Origin of the sequence: Streptomyces sp. NPDC127197 (genome assembly GCF_042672405.1) — a bacterium.
Classification (GTDB): domain Bacteria; phylum Actinomycetota; class Actinomycetes; order Streptomycetales; family Streptomycetaceae; genus Streptomyces; species Streptomyces flavusporus.
Window position 1 is genome coordinate 1 of sequence record NZ_JBHXVG010000071.1, and the last position, 20,779, is coordinate 20,779.

Genomic DNA, 20,779 nt, shown 5'->3' on the forward strand with positions numbered 1-20,779 from the left:
TCGCTGCTGCACTGGACCCGCCGGATGATCGAGATCCGCAAACAGAACCCCGCCTTCGGTCTCGGCTCGTACACCGAACTCCAGTCCTCCAACCCGGCCGTACTGGCGTTCCTGCGGGAGCACGGCGACGACCTCGTGCTGTGCGTGCACAACTTCTCCCGCTTCCCGCAGCCGACCGAACTCGACCTGCACTCCTTCAGCGGCCGCCATCCGGTCGAGCTCATCGGCGGGGTCCGTTTCCCCGCCATCGGCGAACTGCCCTACCTGCTGACCCTGGCGGGGCACGGCTTCTACTGGTTCCGACTGCGCCGAGACCACGCTGAGTAGTGATACCGTTACGATGTTCTGTTCATCAGAACCCGAGACCGCCGGGCGGGTGGCTCGGTTATCAACTGCGCGCGCTCGTCGCGTGAAACCTTGCCGAGCGATCGGACAGGACACGCCGCCTCGAGCGGCGTGAACGCAATGGTTCCGGCTCCGCAACTCGCCGGTGGCGGCCCCTAGCCGCAATTGAGGGCGGGGCGGTTTTCACCGTCCCGCCCTGGGCACGCATCAGGCACACCCCGCCCTCCACGGGGAAAGGACGCGACGCCATGGCGGAAACCGTCACACCTTCCAGCACCACAAGTCCCGGTCTCCTCGCGTCACTGGACCCCCTGCTGCGGGAATGGCTGCCACGGCAGCGCTGGTTCGCGGGCAAGGGGCGTCCGGTCACCGGGTTCTCGCTGGTGGCGGCCACCGAGCTGTTGCCTGCCGGGGGGAAGCTGGGCCTGTACCACCTGCTCGTCCAGGTCCATCAGCCGCTCGCCCACGGCACCGGCCCCGGCGACTGCTACCAGCTCCTGATAGGTGAGCGCGAGGCGCTGCCGCCCCGGCTGGCGCCCGCGCTGATCGGCCATGTGACCGAGGGGCCGCTCACCGGACGCACGGTGTACGAGGCCCTGTACGACCCCCGGCCCGCCGAGCTGCTCCTGGAGGCGCTGCGCACCCGGGCCCGCATCGGCGGCCTCCGCTTCGAACGGGACCCACGGCAGGAGGTACGGTCCGGCCTGGTGCCCCGCGCGGTGACCGCCGAGCAGTCCAACTCGTCGGTCGTCTACGGAGATACGTTCATCCTGAAGCTGCTTCGCCGGATCGTGCCCGGCGTCAATCCCGACCTCGAGCTGCCGCTCGCGCTGGCCCGCGAGGGCTGCCCGCGGGTGCCGGCGCCGACGGCGTGGCTGCGGGCCGAGCTGGCCGGTCAGTCGTACGTCCTCGGCGTTCTCCAGCCCTACATCCAGGGTGCGACGGACGGCTGGGAGCTGGCGTTGCGCGAACTGGCCAAGGGCGAGGACTTTGCCGCCGAGGCGCGGGCGCTCGGACGCGCCACCGCCGAGGTGCACACCGCGCTGGCCCGCGCGCTGCCGACCGTCACGCTGGGCCACATCCAGCTGCGCTCGATGGTCGACGGCATGCTCGAACGCCTCGACGCCGCCGCACAGGCGGTACCGGCACTGCGGACATACGCGCCCGGGCTGCGCTCCGCGTTCCAGGCACTGGCCGATCTGGCGGCCGAGGGCCACACCTGGACCGCCCAGCGCGTCCACGGCGATCTGCACCTCGGGCAGTGCCTTCGCGCCCCGGCTGGGGGCCCCTCCCACGCTTTCGGCAGTGGGGGAGCGTGGTCGCTGATCGACTTCGAGGGCGAGCCGGCCCGGCCGCTGGCCGAACGGCGGATGCCACAGCCGACCGTGCGGGACGTCGCGGGAATGCTGCGCTCCTTCGACTACGCGGCGCACTCGGTCCGGCCGTCCGTGCCCGGCTGGGCGGAGTCCTGCCGGGCCGCGTACTGCTCCGGGTACGCCGAGATAGACGGCCGCGATCCGCGCAACGACCCGGTGCTGCTGCGGGCCTACGAGACCGACAAGGCGGTCTACGAGGTCGTCTACGAGGCCCGGCACCGCCCGGACTGGCTCCCGGTGCCGCTGTCGGCGGTGCGGCGCCTCGCTTCCTCCCACCTGACCTGATCGCACCTTCTCCTAGGAGGCCCCGCCCGTGACCCCCCGTACCCCCGCCAGCGGTTCGGATCCGAAGAAGACGGCCGAGGAGAAGGCGGCCGCGCCCGAGAGGACGCCGGCCAAGAAAGCGACGGCGAAGAAGGCGACTGCCAAGAAGGCAACGGCGAAGAAGGTCGTGGCCGAGGAGACGACGGCCGGCAAGGCGGTTGCTGAGAAGGCTGTGGCCAAGAAGGCCGCAACGAAGAAGACCACGGCCAAGAAGGCCACGGCCAAGAAGACGGCTGCCAAAACGACGACCGCAAAGAAAACTTCCGCCAAGACGACCGCAGCAAAGAAGACAACCGCAAGGAAAGCGACCGCCAAGAAGACGACCGCGTCGGAGGTCCCCGTCGTGGCCGCCGTCTCCCCAGCCCTCGATGCCGGGGACCGCGAACGTCTGCTCAGCGGTACGCATCACGATCCGCACTCGGTGCTCGGCGCCCACCCGGTCCCGGGCGGAGTCGTGTTCCGGGCGTTCCGGCCGTACGCCCTGTCCGTCACCGTGGTCGCCGGCAGTCTGCGGGCCGAGCTGCACGACGACGGCGACGGGTTCTTCTCCGGGCTGGTGCCCCTGCAGGACGTCCCCGGGTACCGGCTCAGCATCGCGTACGAGGGGACCGTCCTGGACACGGAGGATCCGTACCGCTTTCTGCCCGCGCTCGGTGAGCTCGACCTGCATCTGATCGGCGAGGGCCGGCACGAGGAGCTGTGGCGGGCGCTGGGCGCGGAGCCGATGACCCATCAGGGCGTCTCCGGCACCCGGTTCACGGTGTGGGCGCCGAACGCCCGGGGCGTGAGCCTGGCCGGCGGTTTCAACTTCTGGGACGGCACGGGTTTCCCGATGCGTTCGCTCGGCGGCACCGGCGTATGGGAACTCTTCGTACCCGGGATCGGCGAGGGCGAGTTGTACAAGTTCGAGATCACCCGTCCCGACGGTTCGAAGACGCTGCGCGCGGACCCGCTGGCCCGCCGCACCGAGGCCCCGCCGAACACCTCGTCCATCGTGCACGCCTCGCACTACGAGTGGGGCGACGAGGAGTGGCTGGCCCGCCGGGCGGAGCTGCCCGCCCACGAGGCGCCGTTCTCCGTCTACGAGGTCCACCTCCCGTCCTGGCGACCGGGGCTGACGTACCGTCAACTGGCCGAGCAACTGCCCGCCTACGTCAAGGACCTCGGCTTCACGCACGTCGAGCTGATGCCGGTCGCCGAGCACCCCTTCGGCGGCTCCTGGGGCTACCAGGTCACCGGCTTCTACGCCCCGACGGCCCGCCTCGGCACACCGGACGACTTCAAGTACTTCGTGGACGCTCTGCACCGGGCGGGCATCGGCGTGCTCATGGACTGGGTGCCCGCGCACTTCCCGCGCGACGACTGGGCGCTGGCCGAGTTCGACGGGCGTCCGCTGTACGAGCACGAGGATCCGCTGCGCGCGGCCCACCCCGACTGGGGGACCCTGGAGTTCGACTTCGGGCGGACCGAGGTGCGCAACTTCCTGGTCGCCAACGCCGTGTACTGGTGCGAGGAGTTCCACATCGACGGGCTACGGGTGGACGCCGTCGCCTCGATGCTGTACCTCGACTACTCGCGCGAGCCCGGCCAGTGGACGCCGAACGAGCACGGCGGGCGGGAGAACCTGGACGCGGTGGCGTTCCTGCAGGAGATGAACGCGACCGTGTACCGGCGGGCGCCGGGCGTGGTGACGATCGCCGAGGAGTCCACCGCCTGGGACGGCGTCACGCGGGCCACCCACCACCAGGGCCCGAGCGGCTTCGGCGGCCTCGGTTTCGGGCTGAAGTGGAACATGGGCTGGATGCACGACTCGCTGCAGTACATGAGCCACGAGCCGGTCCACCGTAAGTACCACCATCACGAGATGACGTTCTCGATGGTGTACGCCTACAGCGAGAACTACGTGCTGCCCATCTCGCACGACGAGGTCGTCCACGGCAAACGGTCACTGGTGTCGAAGATGCCGGGCGACTGGTGGCAGCAGCGGGCCGATCACCGGGCGTACCTCGGCTTCATGTGGGCCCACCCGGGCAAGCAGCTCCTCTTCATGGGCCAGGAGTTCGCCCAGGGAGCGGAGTGGTCCGAGGCCCACGGCCCCGACTGGTGGCTTCTCGACCCCGCGTACGGAGCCGAGGCCGACCACCGCGGCGTACGCGACCTGGTGCGCGACCTCAACACCGTCTACCGCCACACGCCCGCCCTCTGGGAGCGCGACACCCACCCCGAGGGCTTCCAGTGGATCGTCGGGGACGCGGCCGACGACAACGTCTTCGCCTTCCTCCGCCACGCCGCCGACGGCACACCGCTCCTGTCCGTCTCCAACTTCTCGCCGGTCGTCCGCCACGACTACCGCCTCGGCGTCCCCGATGACATCCCCGCCTGGCACGAGACGCTGAACACCGACGCCGACCGCTACGGCGGCAGCAATGTCATCAACCCCGACCCGATCAAGCCGGAGGCGACGGGCTGGCACGGCCGCCCGGCCAGCATCAGACTGACGCTGCCGCCGCTGGCTACGGTGTGGCTGCAGCCGTCGTAACCGAGCGCACATGTCCCCGACCGAGGCCGGCGGGCCTACCCCTCACCCGACCGAGTCGGGTGAGGGGTAGGCATAGGCCGGGGGTCTGGGGCGGAGCTCCCAGCGACGGTCACCCGGACGCCGACGACGCCTCGGCGAGGCCCCGCGGCAACGCCCCCGTGTGCACCACGCCCAACCTCTGCGTGGCCCGAGTCAGCGCCACGTACAGATCGCTCGTCCCGTACCGCCCCGGCTCGACGACCAGGACGGAGTCGAACTCCAGGCCCTTGGCCTGCCGCGGGTCCAGCAGGACGACCGTCTGCGTCAGGTCGGGCTCGGCACCCGCCGTCACACCGTCCAAGCCCGCCGCAAGACGACGGTGCAGATCGCGTGGCGCGATCACCGCGAGGCGGCCCTCGGCCGGTGTCAGCTCCTCGACCGCCTTGGCGACCGCGCCGGGCAGGTCGTCGGTGGCCCGGACCCAGGGCCGTACACCTGTGGACCGTACGGAACGGGGCGGTTCAAAGTCCGGGTGCTCCGCGCGTACGACGGCCGCCGCGAGGTCCATGATCTCGGCGGGGGTGCGGTAGTTGACGCCGAGGCGGGTGTGGTCCCAGCGGTCCTCGACATACGGCTGGAGGATCTTCGACCAGGAACCCACGCCCGCCGCCTCCGCGGTCTGGACCGGGTCGCCGACCAGGGTCATGGAGCGGGTCGGGCTGCGCCGCATGAGCAGCCGCCACGCCATCGGGGACAGCTCCTGCGCCTCGTCGACGATGATGTGCCCGAACGCCCAGGTGCGGTCGGCCGCCGCGCGCTCGGCGGCGCTGCGGTGGTCGTCCTCCTCGTGCCGTTCGGCGAACCGTTCGGCGTCGATGATGTCGTGCGCGGACAGGACCTCGGAGGCGTCGGGATCACTGTCCTCCTTGTCCTCGAACTCGTATGTGCGGGAGGCGTACGACACGTCCAGCACGCCCTGGGCGTACGACACCTGCCGCTGCCGTTCGCGTTCCGCGCGCGCCCGGGCCGCCCGGTCGTCCTCGCCGAGGAGTTCGGCCGCCTCGTCGAGCAGCGGTACGTCCGCCACCGTCCACGCCCGGGTGACCGGTCGGCGGATGGCGGCGGCGTCCGCGTCGCTGACGTACCCCTCCGGCGCGGCGAGGAAGTCCGCGACGAGCCGCTGCGGGGTGAGGACCGGCCACAGCTGGTCGATGGCGGACCAGACCTCGGGGTTGTCGGCGAGTTCGTCGCGGATCTGGGTGATGTCACTGGCGTCGAGGAGGTTCGAGCCGTCGTAGGGGTCGGTGCCGATGCGTTCGGCGACCATGTCGGTGAGCGTGTTGAGGATGTGGCCCTCGAAGTGCTCGCGGGCGGCGTTGTGCGGCAGCTTGGCGGCGCGGGTGCGCTCCCGGGCGACGCTCACCAGGCCGTCGTCGAGCATGAGGATCTCGCGGTCGTGCTCGATCGCGATCACCGGGTCGGGCAGCGCCTCCCGGTCCCGTACGACGGCGGCGAGCACGTCGGCCATCTCGGCGCGGCCCTTCACGGCGGCCGCCTCGGGGGTGTCGGTCGCCTTCGCCTTCACGCCGGGGAACAGCTCACCGACCGTCGCCAGCAGCACACCGGTCTCGCCGAGGGAGGGCAGCACCTCGCCGATGTAGCCGAGGAACGCCGGGTTGGGGCCGACGATCAGGACGGCCCGTTTGGCGAGCAGCTCCCGGTACTCGTAGAGGAGATACGCGGCCCGGTGCAGGGCCACCGCCGTCTTGCCGGTGCCGGGGCCGCCCTCGACGACCAGTACTCCGCGGTACGGGGCGCGGATGATCTCGTCCTGCTCGGCCTGGATGGTCTGCACGATGTCCGTCATCCGGCCGGTGCGCGCGGAGTTCAGCGCGGCCAGCAGTACATCGTCCCCGCTGGGGTCTTCGTAGCCGGTCCTGGTGGCGTCACCGACGTCGAGGAACTCGTCGTGCAGCGCGGTGACGCGGCGGCCGTCGGTGGTGATGTGCCGGCGGCGGCGCAGGCCCATCGGGGTGTGGCCGGTCGCCAGGTAGAAGGGACGGGCGACGGCGGCACGCCAGTCGATCAGGATCGGCGTGCGGTCGGCGTCGGCGGCGCGCAGGCCGATACGGCCGATGTGGTGGCGGACGCCGGAGGTCAGGTCGATCCGGCCGAAGCAGAGCGAGCCGTCCACGGCGTTCAGCGCGGCGAGCAGCCCGGACCGCTCGGCGACGAGGATGTCCCGCTCCAGGCGGGCCTGCATCGGCTTGTCGCCCTGTGCGAGCGCGTCCGTGACGGAGTGCTCGGTGTCGCCGCGCAGCGCGTCCACGCGCGCGTACAGGTCGTCGATGAATTCCTGCTCGCGGCGCATTTCATCGTCTGGAAAGTCGACTTTTGACGAATCCATGTTTGACAATTCCGCTCCCGCCCGGATATACTTGCCTCATTACGCTTCCTCGCGACCGCATTTCCGTGAAGTCGCGAACCATTGAATATACGCAGAGAAATCCCCCGGGCGCAATTGCCCGGGGGATTTCTTTACGTCCGCTGAGGTCACAGCACGTCGGACAGCTCCTCCAGCAGCCGGCGCTTCGGCCGCGCGCCCACCATCGACTTCACGGGCTCACCGCCGCGGAACACCATGAACGTCGGCATGGACAGCACCTTGTACGTGTTCGTCGTCTCCGGGTTGGTGTCCACGTCGAGCTGGACCACCTTCAGCCGCTCACTCTCCTGCGCGGCGAGCGCGCTCAGCACCGGACTCATCTGCCGGCACGGCGGGCACCAGTCCGCGGTGAACTCCACCAGCACCGGCAGCTCCGCCCCGAGCACCTCGTCGTCGAAATCCGCGTCCGTCACCTCGGCCACACCCGCTGCCCTGATCACCGTGTCCGCCCTCCCAGTTCGCACACCGGTTCCGGGCCGCCCGGAACCACCGCCTCGTCGGCCAGCCTCTTCCGCGCTCGCTCGGCGCGCGCGAGCTGCCGGGCCACCGTCGCCCGTACCGCGCCCAGCTCCGCGATCAGCGCGTCGAGCTCGTCCAGCTTGCGCCGGTACACCGCGAGCGACGCGGGACACGAGTCGCCCTCCGGGTGCCCGGCCCGCAGACACTCCACGAAGGGCCGGGTCTCCTCCAGGCCGAACCCGAAGTCCTGCAGGGTCCTGATCTGCCGCAGCAGCCGGAGGTCCTGCTCGTCGTACGTCCGGTATCCGTTGGTGTCGCGCCGCGCGGGCAGCAGCCCCCGCGACTCGTAGTACCTGAGCGTCCGCGTGGTGGTCCCGGCCCGTTCGGCCAGCTCGCCGATTCGCATGCGTACGAACGTAAGCCTTGACGCCGACGTCAGGGCAACAGCGGTTTCCGCTGCACCGGGGAGGTGAGGACGATCGACGTCGTCGTGCGGCCCAGGGCGGAGACCGCTTCGAGGACCTCCTCCAGATGGACCGTGTCCCGGACGGCGACCTTGAGGATCCAGCAGTCCTCGCCGACCACATGGTGCACCTCGGTGATCTCGGGACGCTCGATCAGCTCCAGGGTCCTGGGGTGCTTCAGGTTGTAGCCGCCGTGCGGGTTCACGCGGATGAACGCCTGGATGCCGTGGCCGAGGCGGGCCGGGACGACATGCGCCACCGCCCGCCGGGGCACTCCACCTCGTCGCCGACCTCGACGACGAGCGCTCGCTGACCGCTGCCCTGGGCTCGCGCACCTTCGATATCGTCGTCGACCAGGTCTGCTATACCGTTCCTGTGGACTGAGCGGGAGTGAGCCCGCTCAGCCGCACGCCCCGAACGGTCTTGGGCGCACTGGTCCCCGGCGTACTCGACCCCGGGGCGGCGACACGCATCGTGTGCGTGGTCCGGGCCCGGGAGGCCAGTTCCCTGCGCGACCTGGCCATGTGGGTACGGCCAGAGGCGACGGGGAGGCCCCGAACCATCACTCCGGTGGAGCGGGGGCCCCGCACGCTGGCGCCGCACCCGGCGTCCCAGATCGCACGATCACGTTAACCCGGTCGGCCCAGCGCGTCGCAAGCCTGTGAGCTGACCATCACACGATCGAGTTAAAGCGGCCTTGTGTGCACTCCTCGGCGAACAGTTGCCGACCCCACGCCAGGCGGCGCTCGCCCGCCGCGTGTTCACCGACCGCACCCGGCGCTATGTGATGACGTCCACGGTCGAGGTGTACGAGTACGAGGACTCGGTGGAACCTGTGCGCGAGGAGGCTGTCGATCCGCGCGCGGTCGCCGTCGAGCTCGAACTCCCCTGGGACGACCCGCAGTTCGTCGAGAGTCACTACGGCGAGGGCAAGCGGCAGGCCGAGGCGGTCTTCGCGGCCGGCCAGGACCTCCCCTACGTGGCCGTGCGCGTCGCTCATGTACTGGGCGGGGACGACGACTTCACCGGGCGGCTCCGGCACTACGCGGACCGGATCCGGGCCGGCGAGCCGATCACCGTTCCGGTCGGGAACAAGCCCGCCACCTACATCCACGTCGAGGAGATCGCCGACTTCCTGGCGTGGGCGGTCGGCGCGGACTTCACCGGGCCGGTCAACGCGGCCTCCCACGGGCTGCTGGCCACCGAGGAACTGTGCGCGGCGCTGGCCGTGCATCTCCCCGAGGGCAGGACCGTCTTCCGGGGCGTCGAGGTCGGCGAGGTCTCGCCGTTCTCCTTCGCCCGCTTCTACGGCATGGACAACTCCCGGGCCACGCGGCTCGGTTTCACCTTCGGCGACGTACGGCAGTGGTTGCCGAAGGCGGTCGCGGAGACGCTGGGGAAGGACGACTGACATGCAGTACCGCACACTGGGCGGCCTGCGCGTGAGCGCGATCGGGCTCGGCGCCATGCCGCTGTCCATCGAGGGCCGCCCGGACGAGGCACGGGCTCTGGCCACCGTGCACGCCGCGCTCGACGCGGGCGTGACGCTGCTGGACACGGCGGACTCCTATCACCTGCCCGGCGCCGGGCCCGGCCACAACGAGCACCTGCTCGCCCGCGCTCTCGCGACGTACGGCGGTGACACGGCGGACGTGCTGGTGACCACGAAGGGCGGGCGTGGCAGACCATCCCCCAGAGCATCAAAGCCTGGGGGGACCCCCATCGGCAGCTGGACGGTGACGGGCTCTGCGCGGCACCTCAAGGCGGCCGCCGAGGCCTCGCTGAAGCGACTCCGGGTGGAGGCGATCGGCCTCTATCAGCTGCACAAGCCGGACCCCGCCGTCCCCTTCGAGGAGTCCGTCGGCGCCCTGCGCGAGCTGCTCGACGAGGGCAAGATCCGGCTGGCGGGCGTCTCCAACACGGACACCGGTCAGATCCGCCGGGCCCGCGCGATCCTCGGGGACCGGCTGGTCTCGGTGCAGAACCAGTACTCGCCGGCCGTACGGGACAGCGAGGCGGAGCTGCGGCTCTGCGCCGGGCTGGGGCTGGCGTTCCTGCCGTGGAGCCCACTCGGCGGCATCTCGCGCAGCTCGCTGGACGGGCCGTCCAGGCTGGCGGGGACCGACCGCTTCGGCGCGTTCCATACCGTGGCGAAAGAGCGCGGGGTCAGTCCCCAACAGGTGTGTCTGGCCTGGCTGTTGGCCAAGTCGCTGACGGTGATCCCGATTCCCGGGGCGAGCCGGCCGGAGACGATCAGGGACTCGGCGGCAGCGGCGGACCTGGTGCTGAGCACGGAGGAACTGGCCCGGCTGGACGCGGCCTTCTAGGGCACTGGATCCGCCTCGTCCTCCATGTCCCCTATGTCCTCCATCTCCGCCCCGTCCGCCTCGCCGACGCCCCCTACGCCGAGCAGGCGGCGGGTCAGGTGGTCACGGTCGGAGAGGAGCTCGTCGAGGGCGGTGCGGACGTCCTCCGGCTGGGTGGACTCGGCTTCGCGTTCGGCCGAGATCAGCACGGAGCGCCGTACCAGCTCCTTGGTGAAGGAGGCGGTCGTGCCCTCCGTGCGGGCCACCACCTCGTCCGCGATCTCCTGGCCGAGGCCGAGGCCGGAGCCGTACAGGCCGAGGAGGCGGGCGCGGCTCTCCGCGTCCGGGAGGGGGATCTCCACGGCCAGGTCGACGCGGCCGGGGCGCTGGACGAGGGCCGGTTCGAGGAGGTCGGCGCGGTTGGTGGTGAGGAGGAAGGCGACGTCGGCGTCGTCGCCGAGGCCGTCCATCTCGTTCAGCACCTGGAAGAGCAGGGGCTGTTCGCCGCCGCCGTAGTCCCGGGCCTCGGCGATCAGGTCGCAGTCCTCCAGGACGACGAGGGCGGGCTGGAGCATCCGGGCCAGGGCGCAGGCCGGGCCGATGGCCTCGATGCTGGTGCCGGAGAGGATCACGATCGTGAACTCGGGGAGGTGCGAGAGGAGATAGCGGATCGTGTGGGTCTTGCCGGTGCCGGGCGGGCCGTACAGCAGCAGTCCACGGCGCAGGTGCTGGCCGGCCGCGCGCAGCTGCTCGCGGCGCCGGGCGACGCCCACCACCTGGCGTTCCACACGCTCCAGGAGACCGTCGGGCAGCACGATGTCGTCGCGGGTCAGGCCGGGGCGGCGGTGGAAGCGGAACGGGCCGAGGCCGTGGCCGAACTCGGAGCCCTCGAAGGAGAGGACCTGGCCGCGGAAGACGTTGTGGGCGCGGATCAGCGCGTCGATCTCCTCCAGCAGCCGGTTGGCGAACTCCGTCTCCTGGGCCAGGACTTCGATCTCGACCTTGTTGCGCCCGTACTCGTCGCGCGGTCCGCGCAGCAGCACCGCGAACCACGCGTCGTCCTCCTGGCCGAGGTAGAACCCGCAGGAGACGCAGGCAAGCTCCTCGTCGGGCGACACGGGCAGGTGGGCGTAGTCGACGGCACCGAGCACAAACCGGTCGTAGCGGTCGGCCGAGTCGAGGATGTCGCCGAGGGTGAGGTCGCCGTGGTGCTGGCCGCCGCGCATGCCGACCAGCTCGTAGGAGCAGCCGTTCGCGGAGAACCAGCGCTCCAGGGCGAGATGGACGTTGGGCAGGTCGTAGGGCGCGTAGGCCGCCTTGACCACCGGACGGTCGGTGGGCGGGGAGCCGAGGTGGTCGCGCAGCCGCTTGCTGAGGTCGCGGTCGCCGTCCCGGCCCTTGCCGCGCGGCCGGGCCACGGCCATCAGGAACTCGGTGAACAACTCGTTGACCTGGTCGAGGGAGAGGGGTGACGCCTCCCGCTCCGCTCCGTACCGGGCCTTGTACTCGTCCGAGCTGACGATCTCCACCTCGTGCGACTCCCCCATGCCCGCCTCCGTATGCGCCGACGTCGAGACCCAGCGTGGGGCCGGACGCAAGGACGGGTCAAAGGAATTGGGGCGAGTGTCCGCAAACGGCCGACAAAGAGACAGCAAGAGGCGGTCGGTCCGCGACCGGCACGGCGCCGGTGAGGCGAGTATGTCGAGCAGCGGCTCGCGGGCGTGATGGTGGGCGGGAGCCGATGATCGAGCGCAGGTCGGCGGCGATCTCGGCGACGGGCTTGCCGGCCTCGCGGACCGCCGAGTCGTGGATCATCCGGCCGAACAGGCCGGGCGGCCAGGCCTACGGGGGAGGGCCTGACCGCCCGGCGGTCGAGGGGGGGCGGGACCATCACGGGCCCGCCCGGCGCAGCGGCTACGCCTTCGCGAGTTCCTTCTCCTCGCCCGCGCGCGGCTCGGGCATGTCGGTGGTGTCGTCCGGTGCTGCGCCGTGACCGTCGTCCAGCAGCGTCGTCTCGTCGAACGGGAGCCGGCCGGAGAGCACCTCGTTCATGCGCTCCTTGTCGATCTCCTTGGTCCAGGTGCCGATCAGGACCGTGGCGACGGCGTTGCCCGCGAAGTTGGTCAGGGCGCGGGCCTCGCTCATGAAGCGGTCGATGCCGACGATGAGGCCGATGCCGTCCACCAGGGCGGGCTTGTGCGACTGCAGACCGCCGGCCAGCGTCGCCAGCCCGGCGCCGGTGACACCGGCCGCGCCCTTGGACGCGACCAGCAGGAACAGCAGCAGCGGGATCTGCTCGCCGATCGACATCGGCGTCCCCATGGCGTCGGCGATGAAGAGGGACGCCATGGTCATGTAGATCATCGTGCCGTCGAGGTTGAAGGAGTAGCCGGTCGGGACGGTGATGCCGACCACCGGCTTGCTGACGCCCACGTGCTCCATCTTCGCGATCAGCCGCGGCAGCGCGGACTCGGAGGAGGAGGTGGACAGGATCAGCAGGAACTCGCGGCCCAGGTACTTGAACAGCGTGAGGATGTTCAGGCCGGACACGATCCGCAGCAGCGCGGCGAGCACGATGAAGACGAAGAGGAAGCAGGTGACGTAGAAGCCCAGCATCAGGACGGCGAGGCTCTTGAGCGCGTCCAGACCGGCGGACCCGGTGACGGCGGCGATGGCACCGAAGGCACCGATCGGCGCGGCCCACATGATCATGGCGAGGATGCGGAAGACCAGGCGCTGGATGTGCTCCACGGCGTGCAGGATCGGCTGTCCCGCCGGGCCCATGGCCTGCAGGGCGAACCCGGCGAGCAGGGCGATCAGCAGCGTCTGGAGGACCTCACCGCCGGTGAAGGCGGAGACGATCGTGGTCGGGATGATGCCCAGCAGGAACTCGGTGGTGTCCTTGGCCTCGGCGTCGACCTGCGCGTGACCGGTCTCCCTGATCGCGTCGGTCACCGCGAGGCCCGTCCCGGGCTCCACGATGTTGCCGACGACCAGGCCGATGGCGAGGGCCACCAGCGACATCACCGTGAAGTAGATCAGGGCGATGCCGCCCACCGCGCCGACCTTGGCGGCCTTCCGCACCGAACCGATCCCGAGCACGATCGTGCAGAAGATGATCGGCGAGATCATCATCTTGATCAGGTTCACAAAGCCGGTGCCTATCGGCTTCAGGTCGACGGCGAAGTCGGGCGCGGCCAGGCCTACGACGATGCCGAGCGCGACCGCGATGATCACCGCGATGTAGAGATAGTGGGTGCGGTCCCGCTTGGCGGGCTTGGCAGGTGCCGTATCGGCTGTACTGGTCACGACTGCCCTCCTTGACGACGTCATCGGCATCACCGGCGTGCGGCTCACGTCCGGGGGATCTGGAGCTTGGAAAGTCCGGGAGACGCACTCCCGCGATGCGGTGACTATCTCCCGGCCTGTGAGGGCGGTCACCCTTCCGTTCATTTAGTTCGTACTTAACGTGGGGGGCACACTGACGACATGCGCATCCGTATCCCGCGACCCCGCAGCCTGGCCGGTCAGCTGTTCGCCATGCAGGCCGTGCTCATCGCGGTGCTCGTTGCCGGATACGCGCTGTTCACGTACGTCAGCGACCGCAACCAGGCCGAGGGCGCCGCGGGCCGCCAGGCCATGGCCGTGGCACGGGCGGTCGCCGACGCACCCTCCACGCGGGAGGCGATCCGCACCTCCGATCCCACGGCCGCCCTCCAGCCGTACGCGCTGCGCGTCATGCGGGACACGGAGGTCGACTTCGTCACGATCATGAATCCCCGCGGCATCCGCTGGACCCACCCCAACGAGAACGAGATAGGCCAGCGCTTCCTCGGCCATATCGAGCCGGCGCTGAAGGGCGAGTCGTTCACCGAGACGTACACCGGCACGCTCGGCCCGTCGGTCCGCGCGGTCACCCCGGTCGAGGACGGGGGGAAGGTCGTCGGCCTGGTCAGCGCCGGCATCCGGGTCGAGGCGATCAGCGAACGCGTCCAGGGCCAGCTGACCGCCCTGCTCGGGGTCGCCGGCGGCGCCCTCGCGCTCGGCGCGGTCGGCACGTATGTCATCAACGCCCGGCTGCGCCGCCACACCCACGGCATGAACGCGGCCGAGCTCAGCCGTATGCACGACTACCATCAGGCCGCGCTGCACGCCGTACGCGAGGGACTGCTGATGCTCGACGGGCAGTACCGGATCGCGCTGATCAACGACGGAGGGCGGGAGCTGCTCGGGGTGACCGAGGATGTCGTGGGCAGATCGGTGGCCGAGATCGGACTGCCGGCGCCGCTGACGGGGGCGCTGCTGGCGTCGGAGCCACGGGTGGACGAGGTGCATCTGACGGCGGACCGGGTGCTGGTGGTGAACACCTCACCGGTGTCGGGCGGTGAGCGGCGGGGGACGGTCGTGACGTTGCGGGACGTGACCGAGCTCCAGTCGCTGATGGGCGAGCTGGACTCGGAGCGGGGCTTCACCCAGGCGCTGCGCTCCCAGGCGCACGAGGCGGCGAACCGGCTGCACACGGTCGTGTCGCTGATCGAGCTGGGGCGGGCCGAGGAGGCGGTCGACTTCGCGACCGCCGAGCTGGAACTGGCGCAGGCGCTGACGGACCAGGTGGTGGCGGCAGTGGGCGAACCGGTCCTGGCCGCGCTGCTGCTCGGCAAGACCGCGCAGGCCAACGAGCGCGGTGTGGAGCTGGTCGTGACTCAGGACAGCCGGCTGGACGACGGGCTGCTGCCGGAGAGCCTGCCGGCCCGGGACCTGGTGACGATCCTGGGCAACCTGATCGACAACGCGGTGGACGCGGCCCAGGGCAGCGTGCCGGCCCGGGTGACCGTGTCGGCGGTCGCGGAGAGCGGTGAGCTGGTGTTGCGGGTGTCGGACACCGGGGCGGGAGTGGACCCGGAGCACGCGGAGGCGGTGTTCCAGCGCGGGTTCTCCACCAAGCCGGCCGGGCCGGGCGGACGCGGCCTGGGCCTGGCCCTGGTACGGCAGGCGGTGCACCGGCATGCCGGGTCGCTGTCGGTGGCGGAGGCCGACGGGGGCGGGGCGGAGTTCGAGGTGCGGTTGCCGCTGCGGGAGCGGTCCGCCGCGGGCGGGGCGGCGTCGGGAGGCCGGGCATGACACTTCAGGAGCCGATCCGCGTCCTGGTCGTGGAGGACGATCCGGTCGCCGCCGACGCCCATGTGATGTACGTCGGCCGGGTGCCGGGCTTCGTCGCGGTCGGCAAGGCGCAAACGGGAGCGCAGGCACGGCGGGCGCTGGAGCGAACGCCGGTGGACCTGCTGCTGCTCGACCTGCACCTGCCGGACGTGCACGGACTGCAACTGGCTCGCTCGCTGCGGGCGGCGGGCTATCACGTGGACGTGATAGCGGTGACGTCGGCGCGGGATCTGGCGGTGGTGCGGGAGGGGGTGTCGCTGGGGGTCGTCCAGTACGTCCTGAAGCCGTTCACTTTCGCGACGCTGCGGGACCGTCTGGTGCGGTACGCCGAGTTCCGGGGTGCGGCGGGCGAGGCCAGCGGCCAGGACGAGGTCGACCGCGCGCTGGCGACCCTGCGGGCACCGACTCCGGCGGCGCTGCCGAAGGGGTTGAGCGCACCGACGCTGGAGCGGGTGACGGTGGCCCTGCGGGACTGCGCCGACGGGCTCACGGCGACGGGGGTCGCGGAAGCGGTGGGGATCTCGAGAATCACCGCTCGGCGGTACCTGGAGCATCTGGTGGATGCGGGCAGGGCCGTGCGGAGTCCACAGTACGGGGCCGTGGGGCGGCCGGAGTTGCAGTATCGGTGGGTCAAGGGGCAGTAGTCGTCGGGGGGTTGCGGGGCGGCCGGATCATAATCCGCCGCAGACGCATTGACCTGACTAGACCACTCCTCTTACGTTCACCGGGCAGCCATCCCGGCGCCACAACGAAGTGAGCCCGTAGGAGGTCATGCCCGTGCGCCCCGCCGCCGTCCTGCTCACCACCGCCCTCGCCCTCACCGCCGCCTCCCTCACCGCCTGCGGCAGCGGATCCGGCAGCGATCCGGACACCGTGAAGGTCTCCTTCAAGCAGTCCACGGACAACTCCATCAAGGTGATGGACACGTTCCTCGCGGACATCAAGAAGCAGTTCGAGAAGGAGAACCCCGGCAAGAAGGTCGAGCTCGTCCCGATCAAGGCCCCGGACTCGGAGTACTACACCAAGGTCCAGCAGATGCTCCGCTCCCCCAAGACGGCCCCCGACCTCGTCTACGAGGACACCTTCCTCATCAACTCCGACATCACCAGCGGCTACTTGAAGCCCCTCGACCCCTACCTCGCCAAGTGGAAGGACTGGAACCAGTTCATCGACACGGCGAAGGCCGCGGCCAAGGGCGAGGACGGGAAGACGTACGGTATCCCGGACGGCACCGACACCCGGGGCCTCTGGTTCGACAAGGGCATCTTCGAGAAGGCCGGCCTGCCCACCGACTGGCAGCCGAAGAACTGGGACGACGTTCTCGAAGCCGCCCGCACGATCAAGCAGAAGGTCCCCGGCGTCACCCCCCTCAACGTCTACACCGGCAAACCCGCCGGCGAGGCCGCCACCATGCAGGGCTTCCAGATGCTGCTCTACGGCACCAACGACGGGACGACGGACCCGCTCTACGACGACAAGTCCAAGAAGTGGATCGCCGGCGGCCAGGGCTTCAAGGACGCTCTCGCGTTCGTCGAGACGGTCTACAAGGAGAAGCTCGGCCCCGACGTCTCCGACGCCCTCGACCCCAACTTCGGCACCCGCGTCCGCGGCGAACTCCTCCCCCAGGGCAAACTCGGCATCAACCTCGACGGCTCCTGGCTCCCGCAGGACTGGCTGGAGGGCAGCGGGCATGAGTGGCCCGAGTGGTCCGAGAAGCTGGGCCTCGCCCACATGCCCACGCAGCACGGCCAGGCTCCCGGCAAGGTGAGCATGTCGGGCGGCTGGACCTGGGCGATCCCGGCCAAGGCGGCCAACCCCGACCTCGCCTTCAAGTTCATCGAGACGATGCAGACGAAGGCCAACGCCCAGAAGTGGTACATCGCCAACTCGGGCATCGCGGTCCGCAAGGACGTCGCGGCCGACCCGGCGTACGTACAGGCGCAGCCCGGCATCAAGTTCTTCACCGATCTGGTCGCCACCACCCACTACCGGCCCGCCTACCCGGCGTATCCGAAGGTCTCCACCGCGATCCAGGAGGCGATGGAGGGCGTGACGACGGGAGACGTGTCGGTCGAGGATGCGGCGAAGGCGTACGACGAGGAGCTGAAGTCGGCGACGGACAACCAGGTGATCGAGAAATGAGCCCACGCTCATGACGACCGCTCACGCCACCGGCCCCGGCCTCGCAAAGAGGCCGGATCCGGCCCCCTCACGTCCCACGCCGAAGCACCGCCCCCGCTCCCTCGCCCGCGCCCTCCCTCTCACCCCCGCCGTAGTCCTCCTGCTGCTCTTCCTGGCCGGCCCGATCGCGTACTGCGCCTACATCGCCTTCACCGACCTCCAGCTCACCGGCCAGGCCGAGGAGTCGTTCATCGGCTTCGAGAACTTCCGTACGGCGTTCGGGGACGAGGCATTCCTCAACGCGGTGTGGCTGACCCTCGTCTTCACGGTCGTCTCGGCGCTGATCGGCCAGAACACGCTGGGCCTGGCCCTGGCCGCACTGATGCAACGCGCCTCGAAACCCATACGCACGCTGGTCGGCGGCATCGTCATCACGGCGTGGGTACTCCCGGAGGTCGTCGCCGGCTTCCTCCTCTACGCTTTCTTCCGCCGCGAGGGCACCCTGAACGCCATCCTGGACTGGCTCCATCTCCCCTCGCAGAACTGGCTGTTCACGCTCCCGATCCTGGCGGTGTCGTTCGCGAACGTCTGGCGGGGCACGGCGTTCTCGATGCTGGTCTACTCGGCGGCGTTGAACGAGATCCCGAAGGAGATCACGGAGGCCGCCGAGGTCGACGGCGCCGGCGGCTGGCGCCGCATGTGGCACATCACCCTCCCGATGATTCGCCGCTCCATCGGCACGAACCTGATGCTGATCACCCTCCAGACCCTGTCCGTCTTCGGCTTGATCTGGGTGATGACGAGGGGCGGCCCGGGCGGCAAGAGCCAGACGCTGCCCCTCTTCATGTACGAGGAGGCCTTCCAGAAGAGCATGATCGGCTACGGCACCGCGGTCGCTCTGCTGCTTCTGGTGGTCGGCTCGTTGTTCTCGGTGGTCTACCTGCGCCTGCTGCGAACGGAGGTCTGACCCATGTCGCGCCGCACGCGCCACCGCCTGGCCGCCGACGCCGGCCTCCTGGTGGTGGCCGCCGCCTTCTCCCTCCCCCTGTTGTGGGTGGTCCTGTCCTCACTGGACACGAACGCGAACCTCCAGGTGAAGCTCCCGGACGGCCTCACGCTGGACAACTTCGACGCGGTCCTGACGCCGGACGTCACCTTCACGCCGCTGCTCAACAGCCTGCTCCTGTGCGGCGGCGGCACGCTGCTGACGGTGGCCTGCGCCGCCCTCGCCGCGTACCCGCTGTCACGCTTCCGGTCCCGCCTCAACCGCCCGTTCCTCCTGACGATCCTCTTCGCGACGAGCCTGCCCATCACGGCGATCATGGTCCCGGTGTACGCCCTGTTCGTGCAGGTGAACCTGATCGACACCATGCAGGGCACGATCTTCTTCTTCGCAGCCTCTCAACTGCCGTTCGCGATCTGGCTGATGAAGAACTTCATGGACGGCGTGCCGAAGGAACTGGAGGAGGCGGCCTGGACGGACGGGGCGTCCTCGCTTCAGTCGCTGGTGCGGATCGTGCTGCCGCTGATGGGGCCGGGGGTGGCGGTGGTGACGGTGTTCTCGTTCGTGATGATGTGGGGGAACTTCTTCGTCCCGTTCATGCTGCTGCTGACGCCGGATCAGATGCCGGCGGCGGTGAGCATCAACGAGTTCTTCGGGAACAAGGGGACTGTGGTGTACGGGCAGTTGGCCGCGTTCTCGATCATCTACTCGACGCCGGTGATTCTGCTGTACGTGCTGGTGGCACGGCGGTTGGGTGGGGGATTTGCGCTGGGTGGAGCGGTCAAGGGGTGAGAAGTTTCGGCACTCCTGTGATCACCCCTCCGGCAACACTCCCGCCCGGAACGGCTCCACGCCCACAACCCGCCGCACCTTCACCGGCTCGATCAGCAGCATCACCCGCCGCTCCCCCGGCAGCAGCCACGGATACCGCTCCTCCCCGATGTACTTCCGCGTCAGCCGGTCCATCGACCGCTGCGCCTCCTCCCCCTCCACGAACCGCACCACCCGCCCCCGGATCTCCACCCGGTCGTACGGGTTCCCGGGGTCGTGGTGGGACAGCGAAACGTTGGGATTGCGCCGCAGGTTCTCCTCCTTCACGCGGCCGATCGCGGTGTTGACCATGACGTACTCACCTTCGAGGTCCACCCACATGGGCGACACCTGCGGCGCCCCGTCGGGGCCGACGGTCGCCAGGTGCCAGAAGTTCGGGGCCAGCAGACGCTCCCGCACATGCCCCTCGACCTTGCCGTTCACCTCGTACACGGGACACTCTCCTCCCGGGCAGCCCCTCGCGGGCCACCCGGAGCCATCCTCGCGATCACCCGCTCCGCCCCGACAGACGATCTTCGGCCAGCCCGAACCCACGACCGAAACCGTATTTTCCTACAATCCGTGATCCTGGCCGAACAGACCGTAGTCACCGCACCCGCACACCCCTAGCTTGTGCCCGTGCGCCGACCCCCAGCCCTACCGAACCAGCCCGGTCCCCCCTTCAACGCCCCCGCCGCCCGCCGGCTCCGTGCCGCCCTCGGCATGGGGCCCGAACACGTCGCCTACGACCTGCGTGCCTCGTACGGCCTGCCGTACGTCACCCCGGACCTCGTCATCGCCTGGGAACGCGGGACCGCCACCCCCAGCAGCCCCGAACTCACCGCCCTCGCAGGCGTGTTGTGGTGCTCGCCGGCTGAACTCATCGGCAGACCACGGACGCTGCGCGAGCACCGCATCTCCCGCGGGCTCGCCCCGGAGGACGTCGCCCGCGGCGTCGGGCTCGAACTCCTCGCCTATCTGCGGATGGAGGAGGACGGCGAGTGGCGCGGCACCGAACGGCAGACCACCGCCCTGGCCGGTCTCCTCGACCTCGGCCTGCCGGACTTCGTCACCGTCACCGGCCGCGAGGCCAAGCTCGCCGACCTGCTGCGCAGTGCCGTGACCACGCGCTGGCAGGCGTACGTCCGTCCGGTGGGCAAGATCGCGCCCCTGGACCGGGGCGTGCTGGAGGTCACCCTTCAGCAGCTGCACCAGGACTACCAGGGGCAGATGGTCGCCACCCTCAGCTGGGGCGGCGGCAGCGGTGACGCCGGTGACAATGGACGCGACTTCCTCGACCGGATCGTCGAGCACTTCTGGTCGACGGTCGGGAGAAGCACGCCACAGCAGTACTAGGGTCCGTCTTCAAACGGATCTTGCCCAGAGCAGGAGCGACGCGAGTGTGACCGCTGCTTCGTAGGAGGTGGCGGTCTTCTCGTATCTGGTG

Annotated in this window: 16 protein-coding genes and 2 pseudogenes; 11 read left to right on the top strand and 7 right to left on the bottom strand. The window is 70.0% G+C overall.

The features are described from left to right. From ACFVJQ_RS43605 to glgB, 3 genes are all read left to right on the top strand, one after another. The coding region (locus ACFVJQ_RS43605; RefSeq protein ID WP_385517718.1) for an alpha-glucosidase C-terminal domain-containing protein at positions 1-327 on the top strand (327 nt) is incomplete at its 5' end. Between the two features lie 266 nt (positions 328-593). Continuing rightward, positions 594-2,006, top strand: a complete 1,413-nt coding sequence (locus tag ACFVJQ_RS43610; RefSeq protein WP_385517721.1) for a maltokinase — start codon at positions 594-596, stop codon at positions 2,004-2,006. A gap of 28 nt (positions 2,007-2,034) precedes the next feature. Continuing rightward, entirely contained in the window at positions 2,035-4,584 is a 2,550-nt protein-coding gene (glgB, locus tag ACFVJQ_RS43615) for a 1,4-alpha-glucan branching enzyme (RefSeq protein ID WP_385791413.1), read from the top strand. A 109-nt stretch (positions 4,585-4,693) separates the two neighbouring features. On the opposite strand, the gene ACFVJQ_RS43620 is transcribed toward glgB, so the two are convergent. The 4 genes and pseudogenes from ACFVJQ_RS43620 to ACFVJQ_RS43635 all read right to left on the bottom strand — a co-directional run. Continuing rightward, on the bottom strand, positions 4,694-6,934 hold the full coding sequence (locus ACFVJQ_RS43620; protein ID WP_385517726.1) for a HelD family protein: 2,241 nt from the start codon (positions 6,932-6,934) through the stop codon (positions 4,694-4,696). A 182-nt stretch (positions 6,935-7,116) separates the two neighbouring features. Further along, the gene (locus ACFVJQ_RS43625; RefSeq protein WP_385517728.1) at positions 7,117-7,449 is read right to left on the bottom strand and encodes a thioredoxin family protein; all 333 of its coding nucleotides are present in this window, start codon (positions 7,447-7,449) and stop codon (positions 7,117-7,119) included. Then, positions 7,446-7,874, bottom strand: a complete 429-nt coding sequence (locus tag ACFVJQ_RS43630) for a MerR family transcriptional regulator (RefSeq protein WP_385517731.1) — start codon at positions 7,872-7,874, stop codon at positions 7,446-7,448. Before ACFVJQ_RS43630 ends, ACFVJQ_RS43625 begins: the two co-directional genes overlap by 4 nt. Positions 7,875-7,903: 29 nt before the next feature. Further along, positions 7,904-8,188: pseudogene (locus tag ACFVJQ_RS43635) on the bottom strand (Lrp/AsnC family transcriptional regulator); the annotation flags it as partial. Positions 8,189-8,659: 471 nt separating this feature from the next. Here ACFVJQ_RS43635 and ACFVJQ_RS43640 point away from each other — a divergent pair. Both ACFVJQ_RS43640 and ACFVJQ_RS43645 read left to right on the top strand, forming a co-directional pair. Next, a pseudogene (locus ACFVJQ_RS43640) lies at positions 8,660-9,343 on the top strand (reductase); the annotation flags it as partial. Between the two features lies 1 nt (position 9,344). Next, positions 9,345-10,259: an aldo/keto reductase gene (locus tag ACFVJQ_RS43645; RefSeq protein WP_385791416.1), complete on the top strand. Its 915-nt coding sequence runs from the start codon at positions 9,345-9,347 to the stop codon at positions 10,257-10,259. Here the strand turns inward: ACFVJQ_RS43645 and ACFVJQ_RS43650 are convergent. Then, complete coding sequence (locus tag ACFVJQ_RS43650) at positions 10,256-11,785, bottom strand: AAA family ATPase (protein ID WP_385791418.1); 1,530 nt, start codon at positions 11,783-11,785, stop codon at positions 10,256-10,258. The genes ACFVJQ_RS43645 and ACFVJQ_RS43650 overlap by 4 nt on opposite strands. Positions 11,786-12,152: 367 nt before the next feature. Further along, entirely contained in the window at positions 12,153-13,547 is a 1,395-nt protein-coding gene (locus ACFVJQ_RS43655) for a cation:dicarboxylate symporter family transporter (RefSeq protein ID WP_385517737.1), read from the bottom strand. A gap of 180 nt (positions 13,548-13,727) precedes the next feature. On the opposite strand from ACFVJQ_RS43655, the gene ACFVJQ_RS43660 reads away from it, so the two are divergent. The 5 genes from ACFVJQ_RS43660 to ACFVJQ_RS43680 all read left to right on the top strand — a co-directional run bounded on the left by ACFVJQ_RS43660 (position 13,728) and on the right by ACFVJQ_RS43680 (position 19,314). Next, positions 13,728-15,359, top strand: a complete 1,632-nt coding sequence (locus ACFVJQ_RS43660) for an ATP-binding protein (protein WP_385517740.1) — start codon at positions 13,728-13,730, stop codon at positions 15,357-15,359. Continuing rightward, entirely contained in the window at positions 15,356-16,042 is a 687-nt protein-coding gene (locus ACFVJQ_RS43665; RefSeq protein WP_385517743.1) for a response regulator, read from the top strand. Before ACFVJQ_RS43660 ends, ACFVJQ_RS43665 begins: the two co-directional genes overlap by 4 nt. A 127-nt stretch (positions 16,043-16,169) precedes the next feature. Next, a complete protein-coding gene (locus ACFVJQ_RS43670; protein ID WP_385517746.1) occupies positions 16,170-17,540 on the top strand; it encodes an extracellular solute-binding protein in 1,371 nt (456 codons plus the stop codon). 10 nt (positions 17,541-17,550) lie between these two features. After that, positions 17,551-18,486: a carbohydrate ABC transporter permease gene (locus ACFVJQ_RS43675; RefSeq protein ID WP_385517748.1), complete on the top strand. Its 936-nt coding sequence runs from the start codon at positions 17,551-17,553 to the stop codon at positions 18,484-18,486. 3 nt (positions 18,487-18,489) lie between these two features. Continuing rightward, positions 18,490-19,314 carry a carbohydrate ABC transporter permease gene (locus ACFVJQ_RS43680; RefSeq protein ID WP_385517750.1) on the top strand — a complete coding sequence of 275 codons (825 nt, stop codon included), beginning with the start codon at positions 18,490-18,492 and terminating at the stop codon, positions 19,312-19,314. Between the two features lie 21 nt (positions 19,315-19,335). On the opposite strand, the gene ACFVJQ_RS43685 is transcribed toward ACFVJQ_RS43680, so the two are convergent. Beyond that, positions 19,336-19,785: a PPOX class F420-dependent oxidoreductase gene (locus tag ACFVJQ_RS43685; RefSeq protein WP_385791422.1), complete on the bottom strand. Its 450-nt coding sequence runs from the start codon at positions 19,783-19,785 to the stop codon at positions 19,336-19,338. Between the two features lie 186 nt (positions 19,786-19,971). Between ACFVJQ_RS43685 and ACFVJQ_RS43690 the strand changes: the two genes are divergently transcribed. Next, positions 19,972-20,688, top strand: coding sequence for a helix-turn-helix domain-containing protein (locus ACFVJQ_RS43690; protein ID WP_385791424.1), 717 nt, complete (start codon positions 19,972-19,974; stop codon positions 20,686-20,688). The last annotated feature ends 91 nt before the right edge of the window (positions 20,689-20,779 follow it).

What these genes read in the sequence shown, in the direction of transcription:
- ACFVJQ_RS43675 (WP_385517748.1), top strand. Translation starts at nt 17,551, where the DNA reads ATGACGACCGCTCACGCCACCGGCCCCGGCCTCGCAAAGAGGCCGGAT.
- ACFVJQ_RS43680 (WP_385517750.1), top strand. Translation starts at nt 18,490, where the DNA reads ATGTCGCGCCGCACGCGCCACCGCCTGGCCGCCGACGCCGGCCTCCTG.
- ACFVJQ_RS43630 (WP_385517731.1), bottom strand. Translation starts at nt 7,874, where the DNA reads ATGCGAATCGGCGAGCTGGCCGAACGGGCCGGGACCACCACGCGGACG.
- ACFVJQ_RS43665 (WP_385517743.1), top strand. Translation starts at nt 15,356, where the DNA reads ATGACACTTCAGGAGCCGATCCGCGTCCTGGTCGTGGAGGACGATCCG.
- ACFVJQ_RS43620 (WP_385517726.1), bottom strand. Translation starts at nt 6,934, where the DNA reads ATGCGCCGCGAGCAGGAATTCATCGACGACCTGTACGCGCGCGTGGAC.
- ACFVJQ_RS43670 (WP_385517746.1), top strand. Translation starts at nt 16,170, where the DNA reads ATGCCCGTGCGCCCCGCCGCCGTCCTGCTCACCACCGCCCTCGCCCTC.
- ACFVJQ_RS43645 (WP_385791416.1), top strand. Translation starts at nt 9,345, where the DNA reads ATGCAGTACCGCACACTGGGCGGCCTGCGCGTGAGCGCGATCGGGCTC.
- ACFVJQ_RS43610 (WP_385517721.1), top strand. Translation starts at nt 594, where the DNA reads ATGGCGGAAACCGTCACACCTTCCAGCACCACAAGTCCCGGTCTCCTC.
- ACFVJQ_RS43650 (WP_385791418.1), bottom strand. Translation starts at nt 11,785, where the DNA reads ATGGGGGAGTCGCACGAGGTGGAGATCGTCAGCTCGGACGAGTACAAG.
- ACFVJQ_RS43660 (WP_385517740.1), top strand. Translation starts at nt 13,728, where the DNA reads ATGCGCATCCGTATCCCGCGACCCCGCAGCCTGGCCGGTCAGCTGTTC.